Below are 16,410 nucleotides of genomic sequence, written 5' to 3' on the forward strand. Positions count from 1 at the left end.
GTTTCTTTGTAAAAGAAAATTCAGGAATCAGATGGAAGGTAAAAATACCAATTCAAAAAAGTGGATCCTTGTCATTACAGCAATGGCCTGTTCTTTAATGGAATTGATTGATACGACAATTGTCAATGTCTCTCTAAGAGAGATCAGCGGTAACATAGGTGCAAGCGTTGCTGAAATAGGATGGGTTTCTACTGCCTATGGTATAGGAAACGTGATCGTAATCCCACTTTCAGCCATGTTGGCCACCTTATTTGGGAGAAAGCGCTACTATGCTGTTTCTGTGCTTGTATTCACCATTGCTTCGCTGATGTGCGGCATATCATCGGGGCTTTCAGAGCTTATTTTGTGGCGTTTTATCCAAGGTGTGGCAGGTGGTGGATTGCTGGCTACCTCTATGTCGATTGTGCTGGGTGCTTTTCCTCCGGAAGAAGCGAAGACAGCGATGCTGATTTTCGTTCTTGGTGTTTTGTTAGGCCCTATTTTCGGGCCGGTACTTGGTGGTTTCATAACAGATACATTGTCCTGGCATTGGATATTTTTTGTTAATGTTCCAATTGGTATCGTATGTACATGGCTGGCATGGACTTCTGTTTCCGACCTGGAAGATGCAAAGAGGCCGCCAAAAATTGACTGGGCAGGGATCTTGTTCGTTGCGATTGCATTGGGATGCTTACAATTCGTTCTGGAAGAAGGCCCCTTACATGATTGGTTTGACAGCAGGAAAATATGTTTCTTCTTTACCGTATCCATGTTGGGTTTTGTTGCTTTTATATGGCGCGAACTAACAACGGATTACCCTGCAGTTGATCTGAAGCTTTATAAGAATTTCAATCTCTCGATGGGAAACATCATCGGATTGCTTTATGGTATTATTGCTAACAGTACCTTGTTCATTTTTCCTTTGCTGGCTCAGCAATCCTTAGGGTGGACAGCTACAAAAACCGGTGCATTTATGATATCGGGAGGTATTGCCGGGGCACTTACAATGATCATAGGCAAAAAGCTGTTCCCTGATGCTAATCCAAAGATACTTATCACATCAGGGCTTATATTGATAGTTGTCTCATTAATCCCCATGGGGTATATTTCCCCGGATGCCAACGAGACGCATTTTTTCTGGTTGTTTATTATACGGAATGCAGGTGCATCACTTCTTGCTCCGAACATGATGAGTCTTTCCGTCGGTACTTTACGGGGAAAAGAACTTGCGCAGGCATCAGCGCTTTCCACTATGACCAGACAACTGGGAGGTGCGCTGGGCATCGCAATTATCAGCATTTACACAACCATCAACAGTGCCACAGTTCGCTATCCTCTGGTTGAAAATGTAACGGAATATAACTGGATGGTACAAGAGCGTCTGGTTTATCTTGAACAAAGTTTTGCAGATGCCGGAATGTCTTCTGACGGCGCTCAGCTGGCAGCCCATCAGATGCTTGAAAATACTGTGGCAGGTCAGCAGATTTTCGTTACTTATATCAATGGTTTTTTGGGTATGGCATTTTTATTCATCTTCTGTATCCCGGTGATTTTTTTAATAAAGACGCCGAAAAAGGATAAAGAAAATGTTGCAGCCGATGCGCATTAAATGCGAATGATAAATTTAGCGAAGACCGGTAACTATACCAGGCTGAGGCAGCAGAAAATCCAGTAACTGATATAAATATTAGCTGCTAACCTTTAGGTAACAACTCATATTCTGTAAGTAAATATGGGCTAATATTGCTATTACAATTGAGCATTTTCTAAAGTATAAAACAAAGAATCATGACACTGGAAATCTTAAAGACCAAAGAAGAATTAAGGAATTTAATAGATGCCTATGCATATTTAGGCGATGAAAAGAAAATCTCTGAACAAATGGGGTTATTTACACCGGATGCTGTATATAAAGTTTATATGAACGACTTTTTAGCAGCAAATGTTTCCGGAACAGATACCCTGGAAAAAGAGTTTAGCGGGCATGCTTCCCTGGTAAAAACTTATTTTACCCTGAATGGCCAGCATACAGTAAAAATAGATGGGGATACTGCAACAGGCGTTTCTTTTTCCCAAATCAAAATGATAAGAGAGTCTGAAGGAAAGAATATTCTTACGGACTATAGCGTCAAATATGATGACAAATACGTTCACCAAAATGGGAAATGGTTAATAAAAGAACGTATTGGTTATTTTTTAATTGTAGAGGCAAGACCGCTGAATAATTAGAGTGACTATTAATTAAGCGCGCCCTATCTAAGCAGTAGTTCTCTTTCTATCGTATCTGTAGGCATCTCCTGCAGATACGATAATTGTACACTGGGTATAAGGGAACCAGAATTACCAAAGCTTACGATTCAGATTGGGATGAGCGCCCGGAAAATGCTCCACTTCTGATCTTCTGACGATGCTGAATGCCCCATTTGGTCATTGCGCCTACGACTTCCTCAAGTGTTTGACTGTAAGGTAATAATTGATATTCGATCAGTACAGGATATCCGATCGATACTTTCTTTTCAAGAAAACCAAGTAGCTCAAGTTCTTTCAGCTCACTGGAAAGTACTCTTGCAGAAATACCTTTAACCTTTTTTTGAATATCAGTAAATCTATTATTCCCTCTTGCGATGGCAATAATTATCATTAATTTCCATTTGCCCCCGATAGCATATAAAGCATCACTGACAGCAGACAATATCTTTGTGCATTCATCAGTAAATTCTTTGTTGGTTTCTGCTTTTTTGCTTACCTCTTTCATATACCCAGTTTTATGAAATTAGCTGCCAGCCTTCAGACAACAGCTAATAAATTGTAATCAAATGTAACATAATTCCGTCTTCAATTAAAATAACAAGCCATCTTCCCGGCTGTGGCAGGGTTTTATTGGTGTAAAGCATAAATACTCTTACTTTAGACGAATTAATTCAATAAAATGAAAAAGGTTGGAATTATCGGTTGCGGCTGGCTTGGTTTCAGAATTGCCAAAATATTGTCGGAAAAATTCCTGATTTATACTACAACAACTACTACAGAAGGGAGTGAGCGATTGAGAGCTGCAGGGTACCACCCCACCGTTGTCAACTTTTCGGATCACCAGTTGCCAGGACAATCTTCTAAATGGGAACTAATTGACGATATTGATGCATTGATCATAACTATTCCAATTTCAGAGAAGAATTGTGATGCCAGTTCCCTGTATAACAGAATTCAAAATTTAGCTTCATTTATAGGTGATTTCAAAGGACAGATGTTTCTAATGAATTCAACCGGTGTTTATCCTGATGCAGAAAAAGAATATTCAGAAGAGGACCTTTCCATTGATAACGTTTCGGGAGAAAGAATGATGAAAAACAGATATCAGCAGGTAAATATTCTGAGATTAGCGGGGTTAATGGGTGATGGGAGACTTTTGAGCAAATATAATGTTTCAAACCTGGATGCTGTGGTTAATCACGTTCATTACCTTGATATTGCTGCTATAATAATGAAAATGATGGAGCTAGGTTTGGAAGGTAAACTTTACAATGTGGTTGCTCCACTTCATCCTACAAAAGCAGCAGTGATCAATGCCCAAAAAAACATTCCGTATTCTGAAGAGGGTTTACCTGAAGGAAGAAGAATTTCATCAGCTAAATTGATTTCAGAATTAGGCTTCGTGTTTAAATATCCCGATCCCAGATACTTTCATTTAACAGATGGATTTGAACCGGGAGCAGGGGGAAATAAATAGAGGAAAACTCAAAAGTAAAAATAAGCGCTGAGAATCGCTTAAATGGCTACCCGACTCCATCAGGTACCCGAATAAAAAGAGCCTGTATCGAACTTATGATACAGGCTCTTATTTCATTTCAGTTGTGCAATGCCGGATATTTCCACAGAAGCACCGACAGGCAAATCAGTAACAGCAATACAGGTCCTTGTCGGGTATGTGCCGTTAAAATAGCTGCCATATACATTATTCAGCTCAGTATATTGCTTCATATCCTTTAGATATATTACCGTGCTAACCAGGTCCTGAAAAGAGAGGCCATGCGCTTTCAACTCTGTCAGCAGATTATCCATTACCTGTCTTAACTCAGACTCAAAACTTTCATTTTTAAGTTTTGAGATGGCCGGATCAATACCCACTTGTCCGGAGATAAATAGAAGATCGTTTGTTTTTAACGAAGGACTGTACGGAATTTTGTTACTCATGTTTCCCTGTGCTTTAGATGAAGAACTTTAATTGTAATGAAATGAACTGCTTTTTTGCAGCTGCACGTAATTTGTTCTTCAAAATTACGGACATGGTTTCATTAGACACAGATACAGATAAGTGTTTGTCTCAGGGTACAGATGAAGAACCCTAATCAAGACTGATCATTGCTTTTACAATACCTGCATCAGCAATCAGAGAAGGAAACCTTTCCACTGTATCATCAAAATGTATTTTATGAGTAATGTAGCTATCCGGGCTTATCCTGCCGGTCCGAATATTCTCAAGCACGTGATCAAAGTCTTCTCTGGTAGCATTGCGGCTGCTTAACAACGTCCCTTCCCGCTTATGGAACTCCGGGTGACTGAATTCTATTGTTCCTTTCTGTAATCCCACCAGCACATATCTGCCTGCATGCGCCATATAGCGGAAAGCATTATTAATTGCATTCCGGTTACCAGTGGCATCAATGACAACAGCAGGCATATCTCCATTCGTTACTTCCCTGAGTTGTTCCTCCAGGTGATCATCCAAGGCATTGAGGACAATTTTCACCCCGGCAATCTTCTTTGCCCAGGCAAGCCGGTTGTCATTTACATCGATGGCCAGCACATTCGCCCCTGCAATTGAGGCCATCTCCATTGTAGCCAGTCCAATGGGGCCAGCGCCAACAACCAGAACATTTTCACCGGGGAGGGCTGCAGCGCGTCTGACCGCATGTGCTGCAATTGCGAAGGGCTCCACCAATGCTAACCTGTCAGGATCCAGTCCTGCCGCTGGCAGCAAAAGGTGGGAAGGAACCATCAGAAATTCTGCCATTCCACCGTCAATATGCACCCCTATGACCTTCATGTTCTGGCAGCAATTGGTATGACCTCCGCGGCAGGCGATACAACTGCCGCAATATTGATAAGGAGTAACGGTAACAATATCTCCTTTACGTAATTGCTCTGCATCACCTTCCACAAATTCTGCGGCTAATTCATGCCCCAGGACCCTCGGATAACTAAAATAAGGCTGTGTTCCTCCAAAAGCATGGATATCTGTTCCACAGATACCAATGCGGCGTATTTTTATAATGGAATGGCCAGGGAGGCATACCGGTTTTGGAACATCTCTATATTCGAGTTTTCCCGGTTCAATACAAGAAATAATCTTCATGACTCTTTATTATGTAACATCTCTAATAGACCAGTATAAATGAACTTTTATTCCTGGTGTAATGCAACTTTTCAATTGACATTCTCTATCAAAAGTACATATAGCATCATTTTCAGACTTTCCTTATATCGATAAAAAAAATGCACTTTATCGATATTTATTCCTTAGGCATATCCGATATCTTCAACCGCTCCTTTAAAAGGAGGCCGGGAAGATCTTCACAGCATAAAGGAAGTACACCGTCAACATTTAATTTGCTGTAATTGCTTTTAAGCTGCATTACTATCTGACCACTGGTGAATAGTATTCAGGGGACACACCACGGTCACGCAAAACCAGCGTATCTGCCGAGGTAATTTGCATCATAGGATGATCGATGGTATATGACAGATAAATAGCATCCCTGTCCTGCGCGCCCCAGCTGTTCTTCTCTCCTCTTTTCACGAACTTTCCTGTACCGGAAGCTGTATACCCGCTGCCTGCGGCTGAAATACTGCATGTATTGTCCTTTGGATCAAATGTCAGCAACAGGTTCATCGGAATATTACCGCCACTACTGTTTGTAAATACCAGTGGCAGCTCTACTACACTTAATGACCTGGTGGTCATTCCTTTTACCTCGTCCTGTTCAACGTATATCTTTCTCCTGAAAACTGTACGGTCAAGCTCAGTGTAACCGGGTTTGCCCACAATGACATCTTTCCCCCTGCGAAGGTATGAACCATGCCATGGGTTTACGTACTTTACGGCATAAGCAATAAAGTCCCTGGGTTTCACCGTCCAATGCGCATCTATGCAACGGTTAGGATTACTGACCGACGGAGTTCCACGCAGAATAGAATCTGCGTTTTCCACGTTCTTCATTGTTAGCGGAATCACATAGGTATTGACAAGCGACAGCGGATCAGCAAAAAAAGCGTCAGTCAGCTGCACCTCCACTCCTCCGAGAATACTGCCGGCAGGAATGGTGATCTTATCAGATACCAGTTTATAGTAGGCTGATGGCATAGGGACCACTTTAGGCCCTGTGCCTGAAAAATAGAGGTTGCTGCAAAGAGATTCATCAACCTCAAAGTTTATTATAACGTCTTTCCTGTTATCACGGGTACCTCCTATGGTTGCTTTTATATTTACTTTATGTTCGTTATCCAGTGAGTTGTCAATCATAAGATCTTCACCCAATACTATGGTCCTCACAGGAAACTGGCTGGCAAAATAAACGGTCTGATAGTCGAAATCAGGATAAGCAACATCCTTATTCTTAGTACAGGAAATAAGCATAGCGGTCATTAACAGACCTGCAAATATTTTCTTCATATTATGTATGATAAATAGTTTTAGAAATCAATCCAGGAATTACCTCCACCCTTTGTTCTGCACCAGGTTACTATATTTCAGCACCTCTGAAAAGGGGACCGGCCCGTAATACATGTAGTTTTCATAAGACCGGTTCTCTACGTCGAAAGGGCGGTACACACCGGCATTTACATCCATACCACGAACCGTTTCCCTGAGGTTCGCCTTCCAGCGGCGGAGGTCCCAGAAACGGAAGCTTTCGAAGCAGAGCTCCAGACGCCGTTCATTACGGATCAATTCACGCATCTTCTCTTTATCGGTCTTACATTCTTCCAGATAAGGATCTCCATTGCCCAGACCAAGACCGGCTCTTTTGCGAATGACCTTAATAACATCATAAGCAGAATAAGGATGGCCGCCAGCTCCCATGGGGCCCCATGCTTCATTGGCAGCCTCTGCATAGGAAAGGAATATTTCGGTATAGCGTATACGTGGTATATAATGATTCTTGCCCGTTGTAGAAGCAGGATTACGGTTTACATCCATACGGAGACGCTTTTTCATATAGTAGCCTGTCCTGGTGGAAGTTGATCTTACATTGATCCCGTTATCGCTGCCAGATGCGCTACCGGTGTATATCACCTGGTTACCAACACCTGCCGTACTTCCGTTATAAATGATATAGCGGGCAAAGCGGGGGTCTCTTCCAACGTAGGGATTTGCAGCATCATAATTGCTGTTTGCATTGCTGACCGGATATCCATTTGCCATAGGGAAAGCGTCTACCAGATTCTGTGTTGGGTTCATATATCCGTTACCGAATAGTGTTGGCGGGAAATTCTGGGCTTCCTGGTCACCGTTGCTGGTAAGGATATTTTCTCTCCAGATGATCTCATTGGGATTGTTGCCCCCGCTTAATCCGTCAATCTCACTATTGTTATCATAGAAAGTACTTCCATTTGCGGGAAGCGTGCTTATGCCTCCTTTATAGTCAATCACAGCTGCCGCAAAGTCTGCTGCATTGGCCCAGGTGGTGGTATTGGAGGCATCCTGAAAAGCAGGACTGGCAGCCAGCAAACCAACCCTTGCACGGAAAGAGCGAGCTATCAGCCCATTATACAACTGCCGGGAGTACTGGCCCATCACACGGTTATAAACTTCCGGTCTTTGTGTGGCTATTCTGAACCGTTCAGGGATCTGGCTGGCGGAACTTACGTCTGTGTATTCCAACGGTAAATTAAATTCAGCACTGTCCAGGTCTCTGAATACCTGTTTTACACAGGCATCAAAGCTGGCGCGGGGTAGGTTTACATCTGAATTGATTGTCTGGAATTCTGTGATGATGGGAACTCCTGCAAGCTTGCCGTCGTCTGTAAATCCAGCATGTGCACGAAGCAGAAAATACATGTAGAGGGCTCTCAAACCATAGGCTTCGCCTTTCATTCTCATATTGAACAGCTTTGCTGCTTCCGGATCTGCAGCCCACTTTACCTTTTCCGCGTTTTCCAGAAAGAGGTTGATATACTGGATGGCGCCATAAGCCGGGTTCCATACTGAAACAGGGTTGTTCGCGGCCGTCCATGAACCTGTAGCCATCTGTAAGTAGCCATTATTCAACTGGTTGGTCACAGCGTCATCTGTAGCATAATCGGTATTATCATAATAGCCGGGAATGGACCGGTATGCATTTATAAGAAAGCCCTGTGCATAATTCGCATCTTTATACATCTGGTCGATCGTCTTCAGGTTTTCTTCGTCGGGTGATAATATCTTCCTGCAACCGGCTGCAAGAAGGAGCACTATCCCTATAATTAAATAGTTTATCCTCATAAATAATGTTCTTTATTGGTTCATTTAAAAAGAAGCCCTGGCGCCAATATTAAAATAGCGGTATTGAGGGGCTGTCCCTATATTGGTTTCCATGAGCTTGCGTTCTTTGGATATAACAAGCAGGTTATCGCCCAAAAGGTAAATGCTCAGGCCATGAACAAATGAGTTCCTGAAAATATGCTGGTCAAAATCGTATGTAAGCTGTACCCTGGTAAGGTTAAACCTGCTATTTCTGTACATCCAGAAAGTGGAGTTCTGGAAATTATTATTGCCGGCAGTGGTGGTAAGGCGTGGATATGTGGCCGTATTCTTTGTAGCCTCTGTCCAACGGCCCTTTACCACATCTGAATATTTGCCGGCACCTCTCACCCAGAAGTAAGAGCTGTTTTTGAAAGCGATAGCGCCGGCTTGTCCGTTCCCCATAGCAAAAAGGGTGAAGTGTTTCCACTTTAATGTAAGATTAAGGCCGTATGTGAATGGAGCTGCGGCCCAACCGTTACGTCCCAGGTCGACCTGGTCCCTGCTGTCAATAATGCCGTCATTGTTAATGTCTTTATACCTGATATCTCCCGGCCTGACCGTGCCACCAAATGTTTGCCTGGCATGGCGGTCAATATCATCCTGGCTTTGGAAGAATCCTTCGCTGATATATCCCCAGTATGCGTCAAGGTTACGGCCCGTTCTGTACTGGTATTGTTCTGCCTGGACTTCGTCCCTGCGTGTGGCTTTTGAGGAGAAGAACATACCACAGGCCCCAATGGAGTATTCTACCTGTCCTATTTTGTTGTTCAGGTTCACTGAAAAGTCAGCTCCTGAACGTCTGTCGTTATTGAAATTCAGCCAGGGGCGGAAATCACCTGAACCCGTAAAATAGGAAGGATAAATGGTAGTTCCCCTGGTAAGCAGCCCTTTGGTATCCTGTAAAAAGTAATTGGCTTCCAGGGTTATCAAACGGTTAAACATTGATGCATCTATCCCTGTCCTGTATTCCTGCCGCTGAATGAAGGTGAGATAAGGATTATCTCCCTGCCCTGAAAGTGTTGTCCATCCTCCGGCAGCACCATCGCGCCATTGATACCATCCGCCTAACGTACTATTGTTGCCATAATACCCCTGGTATAAATAATAGTCGGTAGGTGTACTACTATTAGGTCTGACACCGGTAATATCCAGGTCTTGCTTTATGGATGCGTAAGAGGCTGAAATCTTCAGGTTGTCAATGAAAGAAATATTCTTCTTAAAAAAATCTTCATCACTGAGGCGCCAGCCCAGTGTGACAGCAGGCGATATGGCCTTACGCTTCCCGGGAGGGAGTTTAGCGGAATGGACCAATGCAGCGGAAAAGTCGAGATAATATTTCCTGCGGTAGTCATATCCGGCCTGGAACCCGAGGTTTGTGTTCCTGATGGGATGGTAATCGCTTCCGCCCTCATTATCGGGGTCGCTGGAGATCTGTGTGAGGTACCACCATCCCAGTAAGGCTGCTGTCACATGGTGATCACTCGCAAATGTTCTTTTATAATTGAACTGTGCCCTGGACGACATTGTTTGCGTGTAGGTAGTTCTTCCGATGGTTTCATTGGTGGAATTGAGATCATTATTGAACTTTTGCAGATCGGTGATCATGTCCTGTCCGTTTACTGTTGACCAGGCAGGTCTGTAAACTGCATAAGGTAGCTGATACGCCTCGGAATAAACAGCAGTATAATCCATGCTGAATGCTGTCCTGAAGGATAATCCTTTCATAATGTTTCCCAGATCAGCTCCTGCATTCATATTATACATAAAGGTGCGGTACTTTGTTTTAATGTATCCGGCTGCCAGCATATCTGAAAAAACATTGGTTAGATTGGTAGACTGACCGCCAAGCAGGTACTTTCCATCAATGACATGATTACTGTTGTTCACATATGTTTGCAGGTTCTTATTAGCCGGGTCAAACATGCTGATGGGAATGAGCGGGGAAAACCTGTTAAAGTTGGGTGCTATCGTTGAGGATGCTCCCCAGAAATCGCCCCGTCCTGCGTAATTGTCGGAAACATTAACCGCCACATCGCTGGAGGCGGTGAGCCAGCTGTTCAGGTTCATATCCACATTGCCTCTTATGCTGAAACCGAAGTCGTTGTTCTTTTTCTGTTCCCCATAATTCATGATGCTGTTATTATAGGCCAGGCCTATGTTGGTATAATAGCGGGCACGTTCATTACCGCCGGAAATTTCAGTTGTAATATCCGACCTTGAGTATGCTTTTTTCAGATAACCTGAGCTGAAAAAATCAATATCCGGATACCTGAAAGGGTTTGTTCCTGCTCTTGTATTATCAATTTCCTGCTGGCTGTATCCTGCACCGCTGGTAGAAATGCCATCATTGCCCAAGGCCTCGTTGTATAAGGTCATGTAATCAGCCGCATTCAGGTAGCCGGGATATCGCCTGGGAAAGTGAAGACCTGTGTTGGCACGTACGTCAATGCTTAATGGCTTTATGCTTCCCCGTTTGGTAGTAATGAGGATAACACCTTTGGCGGCATTGCTTCCGTATAATACCACTGCGCTGGCACCTTTCAGTACAGTGACAGATCCTATTTCCACCAACCGGACATCGGAAGCACGGCGGGGTATGCCATCTACCAGGACAAGCGCTTCCTGGCCCCAGATATTGCCTGTGTATCCACCTACGAAACTCTGAAGATTATCCAGGCTATAGGTCCCGTAGCTTTTTTTCAGTAAACCGGAAACGTTGACAGTGGAAATACCACCCAACAAATCTTCTCTGGCAACTGTTCCGAAAGCGACGTTTATAAGACTGTCATTTTTTTCCTGTGCCGCTAATCCTGTTGAGATGAGTACAGAAATGACCAAAAGAACACAGGAGAACATTATATTTTTTCTCTTCATTTTTTAAAATTTTAATGGTTTACCAACCTGGGTTCTGTTTAAACTCCCTGTACATATTTACATCGCTTAAGAGGAATGGAAACCAGTAATGCCGTTGTCCGAGCTGCCTTTCAAATAAAACAGTCTCTCTGAAGTTCTTAACATGACCGTTCTTAGGATCTGCATATAAGACACTGTTGGGTACATCTCCTGCGCGGTCAAACTCTACGGCTTTCTTTAATGTATAGGGCCGTTCTGTCAATAGCAACCATCTGCGCAGGTCAGTAAAACGATGGCCTTCAAATGCCAGTTCCACGGCGCGTTCCCGTCTTACTTCACTCATAAAGACATCTGTACCTGTAAGGAACTTTGCAGCTACATCTCCTACTCCCGCTCTTTTGCGCACTTTGTTGACGGCTTCTTCTGCAGAGAGGGTATACCCTTCGGCCCTGCTTTGAGGCGAGCCATAACCTGTTGCCGTAGCTTCGGCATATAACAGGTAAACATCTGCCAGCCGCATGAGGCTTAATACCAGGGTATTGTTCTCTTTATAGCCATCAAAATCATTCATTAGTTTGGAAACGAATTTGGAATTCATATAGCCTGTCCACACCTTTTTGTTTCCATTAGCAGTTCTGTACAATCCGTTGGTGTAAAGGCTTGCATATTGCCGGTATTGGTCATTGCCGACCCTTGAAATGTCCAGTACACATTTTTCGCCGTCTATTACAATATCGTGGTAGAAGCGCGGGTCCCTGTTTTTCCAGGGATATTCGGGATCATATCCTGATTCAGGGTCAGGTTTTTCAGGATCTGTAATGGGCAGTCCGTTGGCCATGCCGTAGTAATCCACATAATTGGCAGTGGGATAAACCTTAATGCCGGAACCGTTGATGGTCATTGGCCGGTAATCGTTCACCTGGTTCCAGCGCCAGCGGCCGGCTGCTTCTGCCAGGTTCTCCATAAAAATGGATTCTTTCAGTCCCGGAAGCCGGCCGTTCTGGTTAAAGGTGTAGAACAACCGGGTATATTGTGAGAACGGGGCTAACTCGTAGCGGCCGGTAGATTCAGTGATCTGTAAGGCCTGAGCAAAGGCGTCAGCGGCTTTTTTGCAATAGTCTGCATTGTAGGAACTGTTACCTGTAGATTCCCTGTTCATTAAAGGGCTACCGGCCCAGAGAAGATTTTTCCCGAGGTAGGCCAGGGCCATGATCTTATTGATGCGCAGGTTATTGTTCCCTATTGTTTGTTGTCCGACGAGGGTCTGGTCCCAATCAACAGGAAGCAGGTCTGCCGCTTTCTGTAAGTCAGCCGTTACTTTATCGGCCGTAGCATGATAATTTAACCGGGGCAGTTTAAGGGATTTATCTGAGGGTAATACCTGGTCAATGTAAGGCAGTCCGCCCCAATATTCCATCAATACAAAATGAAAGTACCCTCTGAAGAAATACAGTTGGCCAGCTATCAGGTCCTTTTCTTCGTCTGTAGCTTCTGTAAGCAGGTCCAGGTTGGCCAGTCCGATGTTTGCTTTGCGGATGGCGTACCAGGACAATCCCCATAGTTTCCCTTTATCGGTACGGCTTGCGGTGGATGCATTGCCACCCGGTTTGAAAAAGTTGTAAAAAGCGCCATTCCAGGCCCAGTAATCCCCCTGGTCAACATTATAGGAAAACAGGCGGGTTTCACCTACTTCCCAGAATTCGTCTTCACCCAGGTTAAAGCAGTTATGAAATTCTACTGCACTGATCAAAGGAATGCAGTTGTACAATTCCTCTGTAAATCCCTGGAAGTTCCTGAAGTTCTTGAAGGCGTCCCCTTCTGCTATGTCAGCAAGCGGCGATCTCTCCAGGTACTTCCTGCAGGAGCTCAGCCACAGGGTGGCTAATACTATTGTTAAAGGCAACAATATGTTCAGAAAAAATCTCTTCATCTCCCGATAATTTTATAAGGTGATATCAATGCCTAAGTTGAAACGCCTGACCGTGGGATAGGCTCCCAGGCTGGAACCACCACTGAAATTAGATTCACGGTCATCCGGCATCTTTGTCCACAACAACAGGTTGTTACCGTTTACGTATATTTTACACGTCTTTATGCCCATCTTTTTTACAACGCCGCCAGACAGCGTGTAGCCTATTTCTGCATTTTTTAACCGTGTGTAAGATCCGTCAAACAGGTAGCGCGTGCCATTGCCGCCGCCACCTTCCAGGTTTGACCAGCGGGGCAAGGGAACATCCCCGCCACCATTTTGTTTCAGCCAGTAAGCGCCTTCCACATAAGCTACATTGGATGATGAATGGAAGGTGGGAAATGTAACTTCGCGGGTTACGTTGTTCACACCATAGAACTGCAGGAACAGGCTCAGTCCCCTCCAATCTATTCCGAGGCTGGCGTTGTAAGTATTTTGCGGAGTGCCGGCGTATCCGTAAGGGGCGGTGTCGTTACCATCAATAATGCCGTCACCATTAAAGTCAATAATGTTGTAATCTCCCGGAAGCTTGTTCTGGTTATTGGTTGAACGTTGGGTACTGCCGTAAATATCATCCCAGCTCTGCAGGTATCCATAGTCAAGGTATGTCCTGGTCTGACCGATTGAGTATCCGGCCTGTTTCTGATAGGCAAGCCGCAGTTCGGGATCGTCACGGAAGATGGTTTTATTCGTAGCATGAGTCATGTTGGTATTAGCCCAGATATGGATCCCGTTTTTGAATGTATGGTCCAGTCTGAGCTCAATTTCATAACCTTTGCTGGTTACCCTGCCAAGATTGGCGCTGGGAGCGCTTACCCCGAAATAGGAAGGGATGGCGCGTGAAGCCCCATTGATAATGATATCGGTCCTGTTGTCGCTGAACACATCTACGCTACCTGCAATTTTTCCCTGCAGGAAAGAGTAATCAATGCCCAGGTTACGTTTTTCCACTTTTTCCCAGGAGATATTAGGATTACCGAGGCTACTGACCCTGTAAAATGTATAAGGCGTATTAGCCGGAGGGCTTCCCATCTGCGCATTGCCGCCAAATGCCCATTGGTCTCTGAAGGGCCAGCGGCCAACAGCTACGGCATCGTCACCGATCTTTCCCCATGAGGCGCGTATTTTCAGGACATCGAGAAAATTCAGGCTGCTCATCAGGTTTTCATTGCTCAGCATCCAGCCTGCGGAGAAAGAAGGAAAGAAGGCAAAGCGGTAATCGGGGCCAAACTGCTCGGAGCCATTATAGGCGCCGTTGGTCTCAAAAAAGTATCTTGTGTCATAATTATATGTGGCACGAAAAACCCAGTCTTCACGGTAACGGGCAAACTGACTGCCTGTAGCTACTTTTTCGCGTTGCAATAGTCCCATGGCTGTTACGTCATGTTTCCCGAAACGGCGGTCATAGTTTAACTGGAACATGTAGTTCTGCCGCCGGTAGGTTGCGTCTCTGTCTACTGATCCTGGCTGGCCTGACCAGCGGATGCCATCAGAATAGTCCAGCTGTGTTCCGGAGTTGATCGGGTATTCAAGGAATACTGTACCTGTTTCCGGATCTACCCATTTGCGCTGGGCATAATTGAAAGCATCGTTGATACCCCGTTGTGTTTCCCTGAACGTATTGTCTAACGAAATACTGCCTCTGACGCTGAGACCTCTTGTGATCATATCCAGTTGTTGCTGAAGAATGAAGTCTGTAGTAAGCTGTGTATTTGTCCGTTTCTCTATGCCGGACATAGCCAGGTTGTACACGGAGTTTGGTACATCTGCATTCCTGGGCTGGAAAAAGCCCCATGTGCCATCTGAATAAATGGGGCGCATGGCATCGGGGGATGTTCTGTAAGCGGAAGCCCAGTAGCCCTGATCATTATCAGCAGCCCCCCAGGGTACTTTACGTACGCCGTTGGAACCAAATAGCTTTGTTGAAAACCTCGTTGTTTTTGTAAGGTTGAAGTCCAGGTTGCTGCGTACATTGATGCGGTTGTAGCCATACCCGGATTTGTAGCCTCTTCCATTCTGGAAGGTTTTAAACAGGTCTCCTTCGTATACAAAGTCGGCCCCTGCGAAATAGGTAACAAACTGAGACCCTCCTGATACGTTAACAGCTGTGCTGTAAGACATTGCCCTGTCTTTGAACAGCTCCTTTGTCCAGTCTACATTAGGATACCTGTCCCAATCTTCTGCATTGAGAGGGTTCCGGTATTTGTCTATGATCTGTTGTGGTTTATAGGCAGACCATCCGTTTGCAGAAAGCATAAGTTCCCGCTGAATAGCCAGATTCTTAATAACAAAAGCATCATAGGAATCATATTTCTCCGGCAGCTTCGAGGCTACTTTTGTTGTCATATTAGACCTGATCTGAATAACTGCTTTCCCGGTAGTGCCTTTTTTAGTGGTGATCAGGATAACTCCATTGGCGCCTTTTACCCCATAAACGGCAGTAGCTGAGGCATCTTTGAGAACGGAAATACTTTCAACAGAAGAAATATCTATTGTACTCATTGAGCGTTCAATACCATCGACCAGGATCAGGGGCGCGCTGTTATTCCACGAGCTCTGTGCGCGGATCAATATCTGCGGATCTTCTGCGCCTGGCATGCCGGTAGAGGCGCTGGTAATAACGCCTGGCAGGTTCCCGGTCAATGCCATACCAAGATTGGTAACGCCTCCTGTTCGCTCAAGTACCTTTCCTGATGTCTGTGTAATGGCGCCAACGACACTGGCTTTTTTTTGCCGGCCGTACCCTACAATAATCACATCTTCAAGTACGGCTACGGCGTCTTTCAGTGTAATGATGATGTTATTGTCCTGTATTCCTACTTCCACTTCCCGGGTGGTTTTTCCTACATGGCTTATTTCAAGGACCTGTTTACCGGCCGGGAGTAACAGGGAAAACTTCCCGTCGTTACTGGTTTGTGCGCCGTTACCACCTTGTTTTATTTTGACTGATGCACCAGCTACGGGCATATTTTGTGCATCCAGAACTGTTCCCTGTACGGTACGTGAATTTTGCGCCAGTGCGGGGAAACAGCAAAAGGATATAGAAAGCGCTGCTGCCATCAGGGCAAGCGCACTCCGCATGATTGAACTGAGAATCATGATAAGCTTT

11 protein-coding genes are annotated in these 16,410 nt (G+C 44.7%); 3 read left to right on the forward strand and 8 right to left on the reverse strand.

The genetic code is table 11. From position 1 onward, the window contains the following. Positions 1–31: 31 nt before the first annotated feature. Positions 32–1,588 (forward strand): DHA2 family efflux MFS transporter permease subunit, encoded by a 1,557-nt coding sequence (locus tag GO493_RS10860; protein ID WP_157306189.1) that lies wholly within the window; start codon positions 32–34, stop codon positions 1,586–1,588. A gap of 179 nt (positions 1,589–1,767) precedes the next feature. Continuing rightward, positions 1,768–2,208: a nuclear transport factor 2 family protein gene (locus tag GO493_RS10865; RefSeq protein WP_157306190.1), complete on the forward strand. Its 441-nt coding sequence runs from the start codon at positions 1,768–1,770 to the stop codon at positions 2,206–2,208. A 121-nt stretch (positions 2,209–2,329) separates the two neighbouring features. On the opposite strand, the gene GO493_RS10870 is transcribed toward GO493_RS10865, so the two are convergent. Further along, a complete protein-coding gene (locus tag GO493_RS10870) occupies positions 2,330–2,734 on the reverse strand; it encodes a winged helix-turn-helix transcriptional regulator (protein ID WP_157306191.1) in 405 nt (134 codons plus the stop codon). A 174-nt stretch (positions 2,735–2,908) separates the two neighbouring features. On the opposite strand from GO493_RS10870, the gene GO493_RS10875 reads away from it, so the two are divergent. After that, on the forward strand, positions 2,909–3,706 hold the full coding sequence (locus GO493_RS10875; RefSeq protein WP_157306192.1) for a Rossmann-fold NAD(P)-binding domain-containing protein: 798 nt from the start codon (positions 2,909–2,911) through the stop codon (positions 3,704–3,706). A 113-nt stretch (positions 3,707–3,819) separates the two neighbouring features. On the opposite strand, the gene GO493_RS10880 is transcribed toward GO493_RS10875, so the two are convergent. The 7 genes from GO493_RS10880 to GO493_RS10910 form a co-directional block, all read right to left on the reverse strand. Continuing rightward, a complete protein-coding gene (locus GO493_RS10880) occupies positions 3,820–4,170 on the reverse strand; it encodes a RidA family protein (RefSeq protein ID WP_157306193.1) in 351 nt (116 codons plus the stop codon). Between the two features lie 151 nt (positions 4,171–4,321). Continuing rightward, complete coding sequence (locus GO493_RS10885; RefSeq protein WP_157306194.1) at positions 4,322–5,332, reverse strand: zinc-binding alcohol dehydrogenase family protein; 1,011 nt, start codon at positions 5,330–5,332, stop codon at positions 4,322–4,324. Between the two features lie 282 nt (positions 5,333–5,614). Then, positions 5,615–6,649, reverse strand: coding sequence for a DUF5627 domain-containing protein (locus GO493_RS10890; RefSeq protein ID WP_157306195.1), 1,035 nt, complete (start codon positions 6,647–6,649; stop codon positions 5,615–5,617). 39 nt (positions 6,650–6,688) lie between these two features. Further along, the gene (locus GO493_RS10895; protein WP_157306196.1) at positions 6,689–8,458 is read right to left on the reverse strand and encodes a RagB/SusD family nutrient uptake outer membrane protein; all 1,770 of its coding nucleotides are present in this window, start codon (positions 8,456–8,458) and stop codon (positions 6,689–6,691) included. A 24-nt stretch (positions 8,459–8,482) separates the two neighbouring features. Further along, positions 8,483–11,353: a SusC/RagA family TonB-linked outer membrane protein gene (locus tag GO493_RS10900; RefSeq protein WP_157306197.1), complete on the reverse strand. Its 2,871-nt coding sequence runs from the start codon at positions 11,351–11,353 to the stop codon at positions 8,483–8,485. A gap of 19 nt (positions 11,354–11,372) precedes the next feature. Beyond that, positions 11,373–13,262, reverse strand: coding sequence for a RagB/SusD family nutrient uptake outer membrane protein (locus GO493_RS10905; RefSeq protein WP_157306198.1), 1,890 nt, complete (start codon positions 13,260–13,262; stop codon positions 11,373–11,375). Positions 13,263–13,274: 12 nt separating this feature from the next. After that, the gene (locus tag GO493_RS10910; RefSeq protein ID WP_198315679.1) at positions 13,275–16,400 is read right to left on the reverse strand and encodes a SusC/RagA family TonB-linked outer membrane protein; all 3,126 of its coding nucleotides are present in this window, start codon (positions 16,398–16,400) and stop codon (positions 13,275–13,277) included. Positions 16,401–16,410 lie beyond the last annotated feature (10 nt).

The organism is Chitinophaga tropicalis, from assembly GCF_009758205.1.
Classification (GTDB): Bacteria; Bacteroidota; Bacteroidia; order Chitinophagales; family Chitinophagaceae; genus Chitinophaga; species Chitinophaga tropicalis.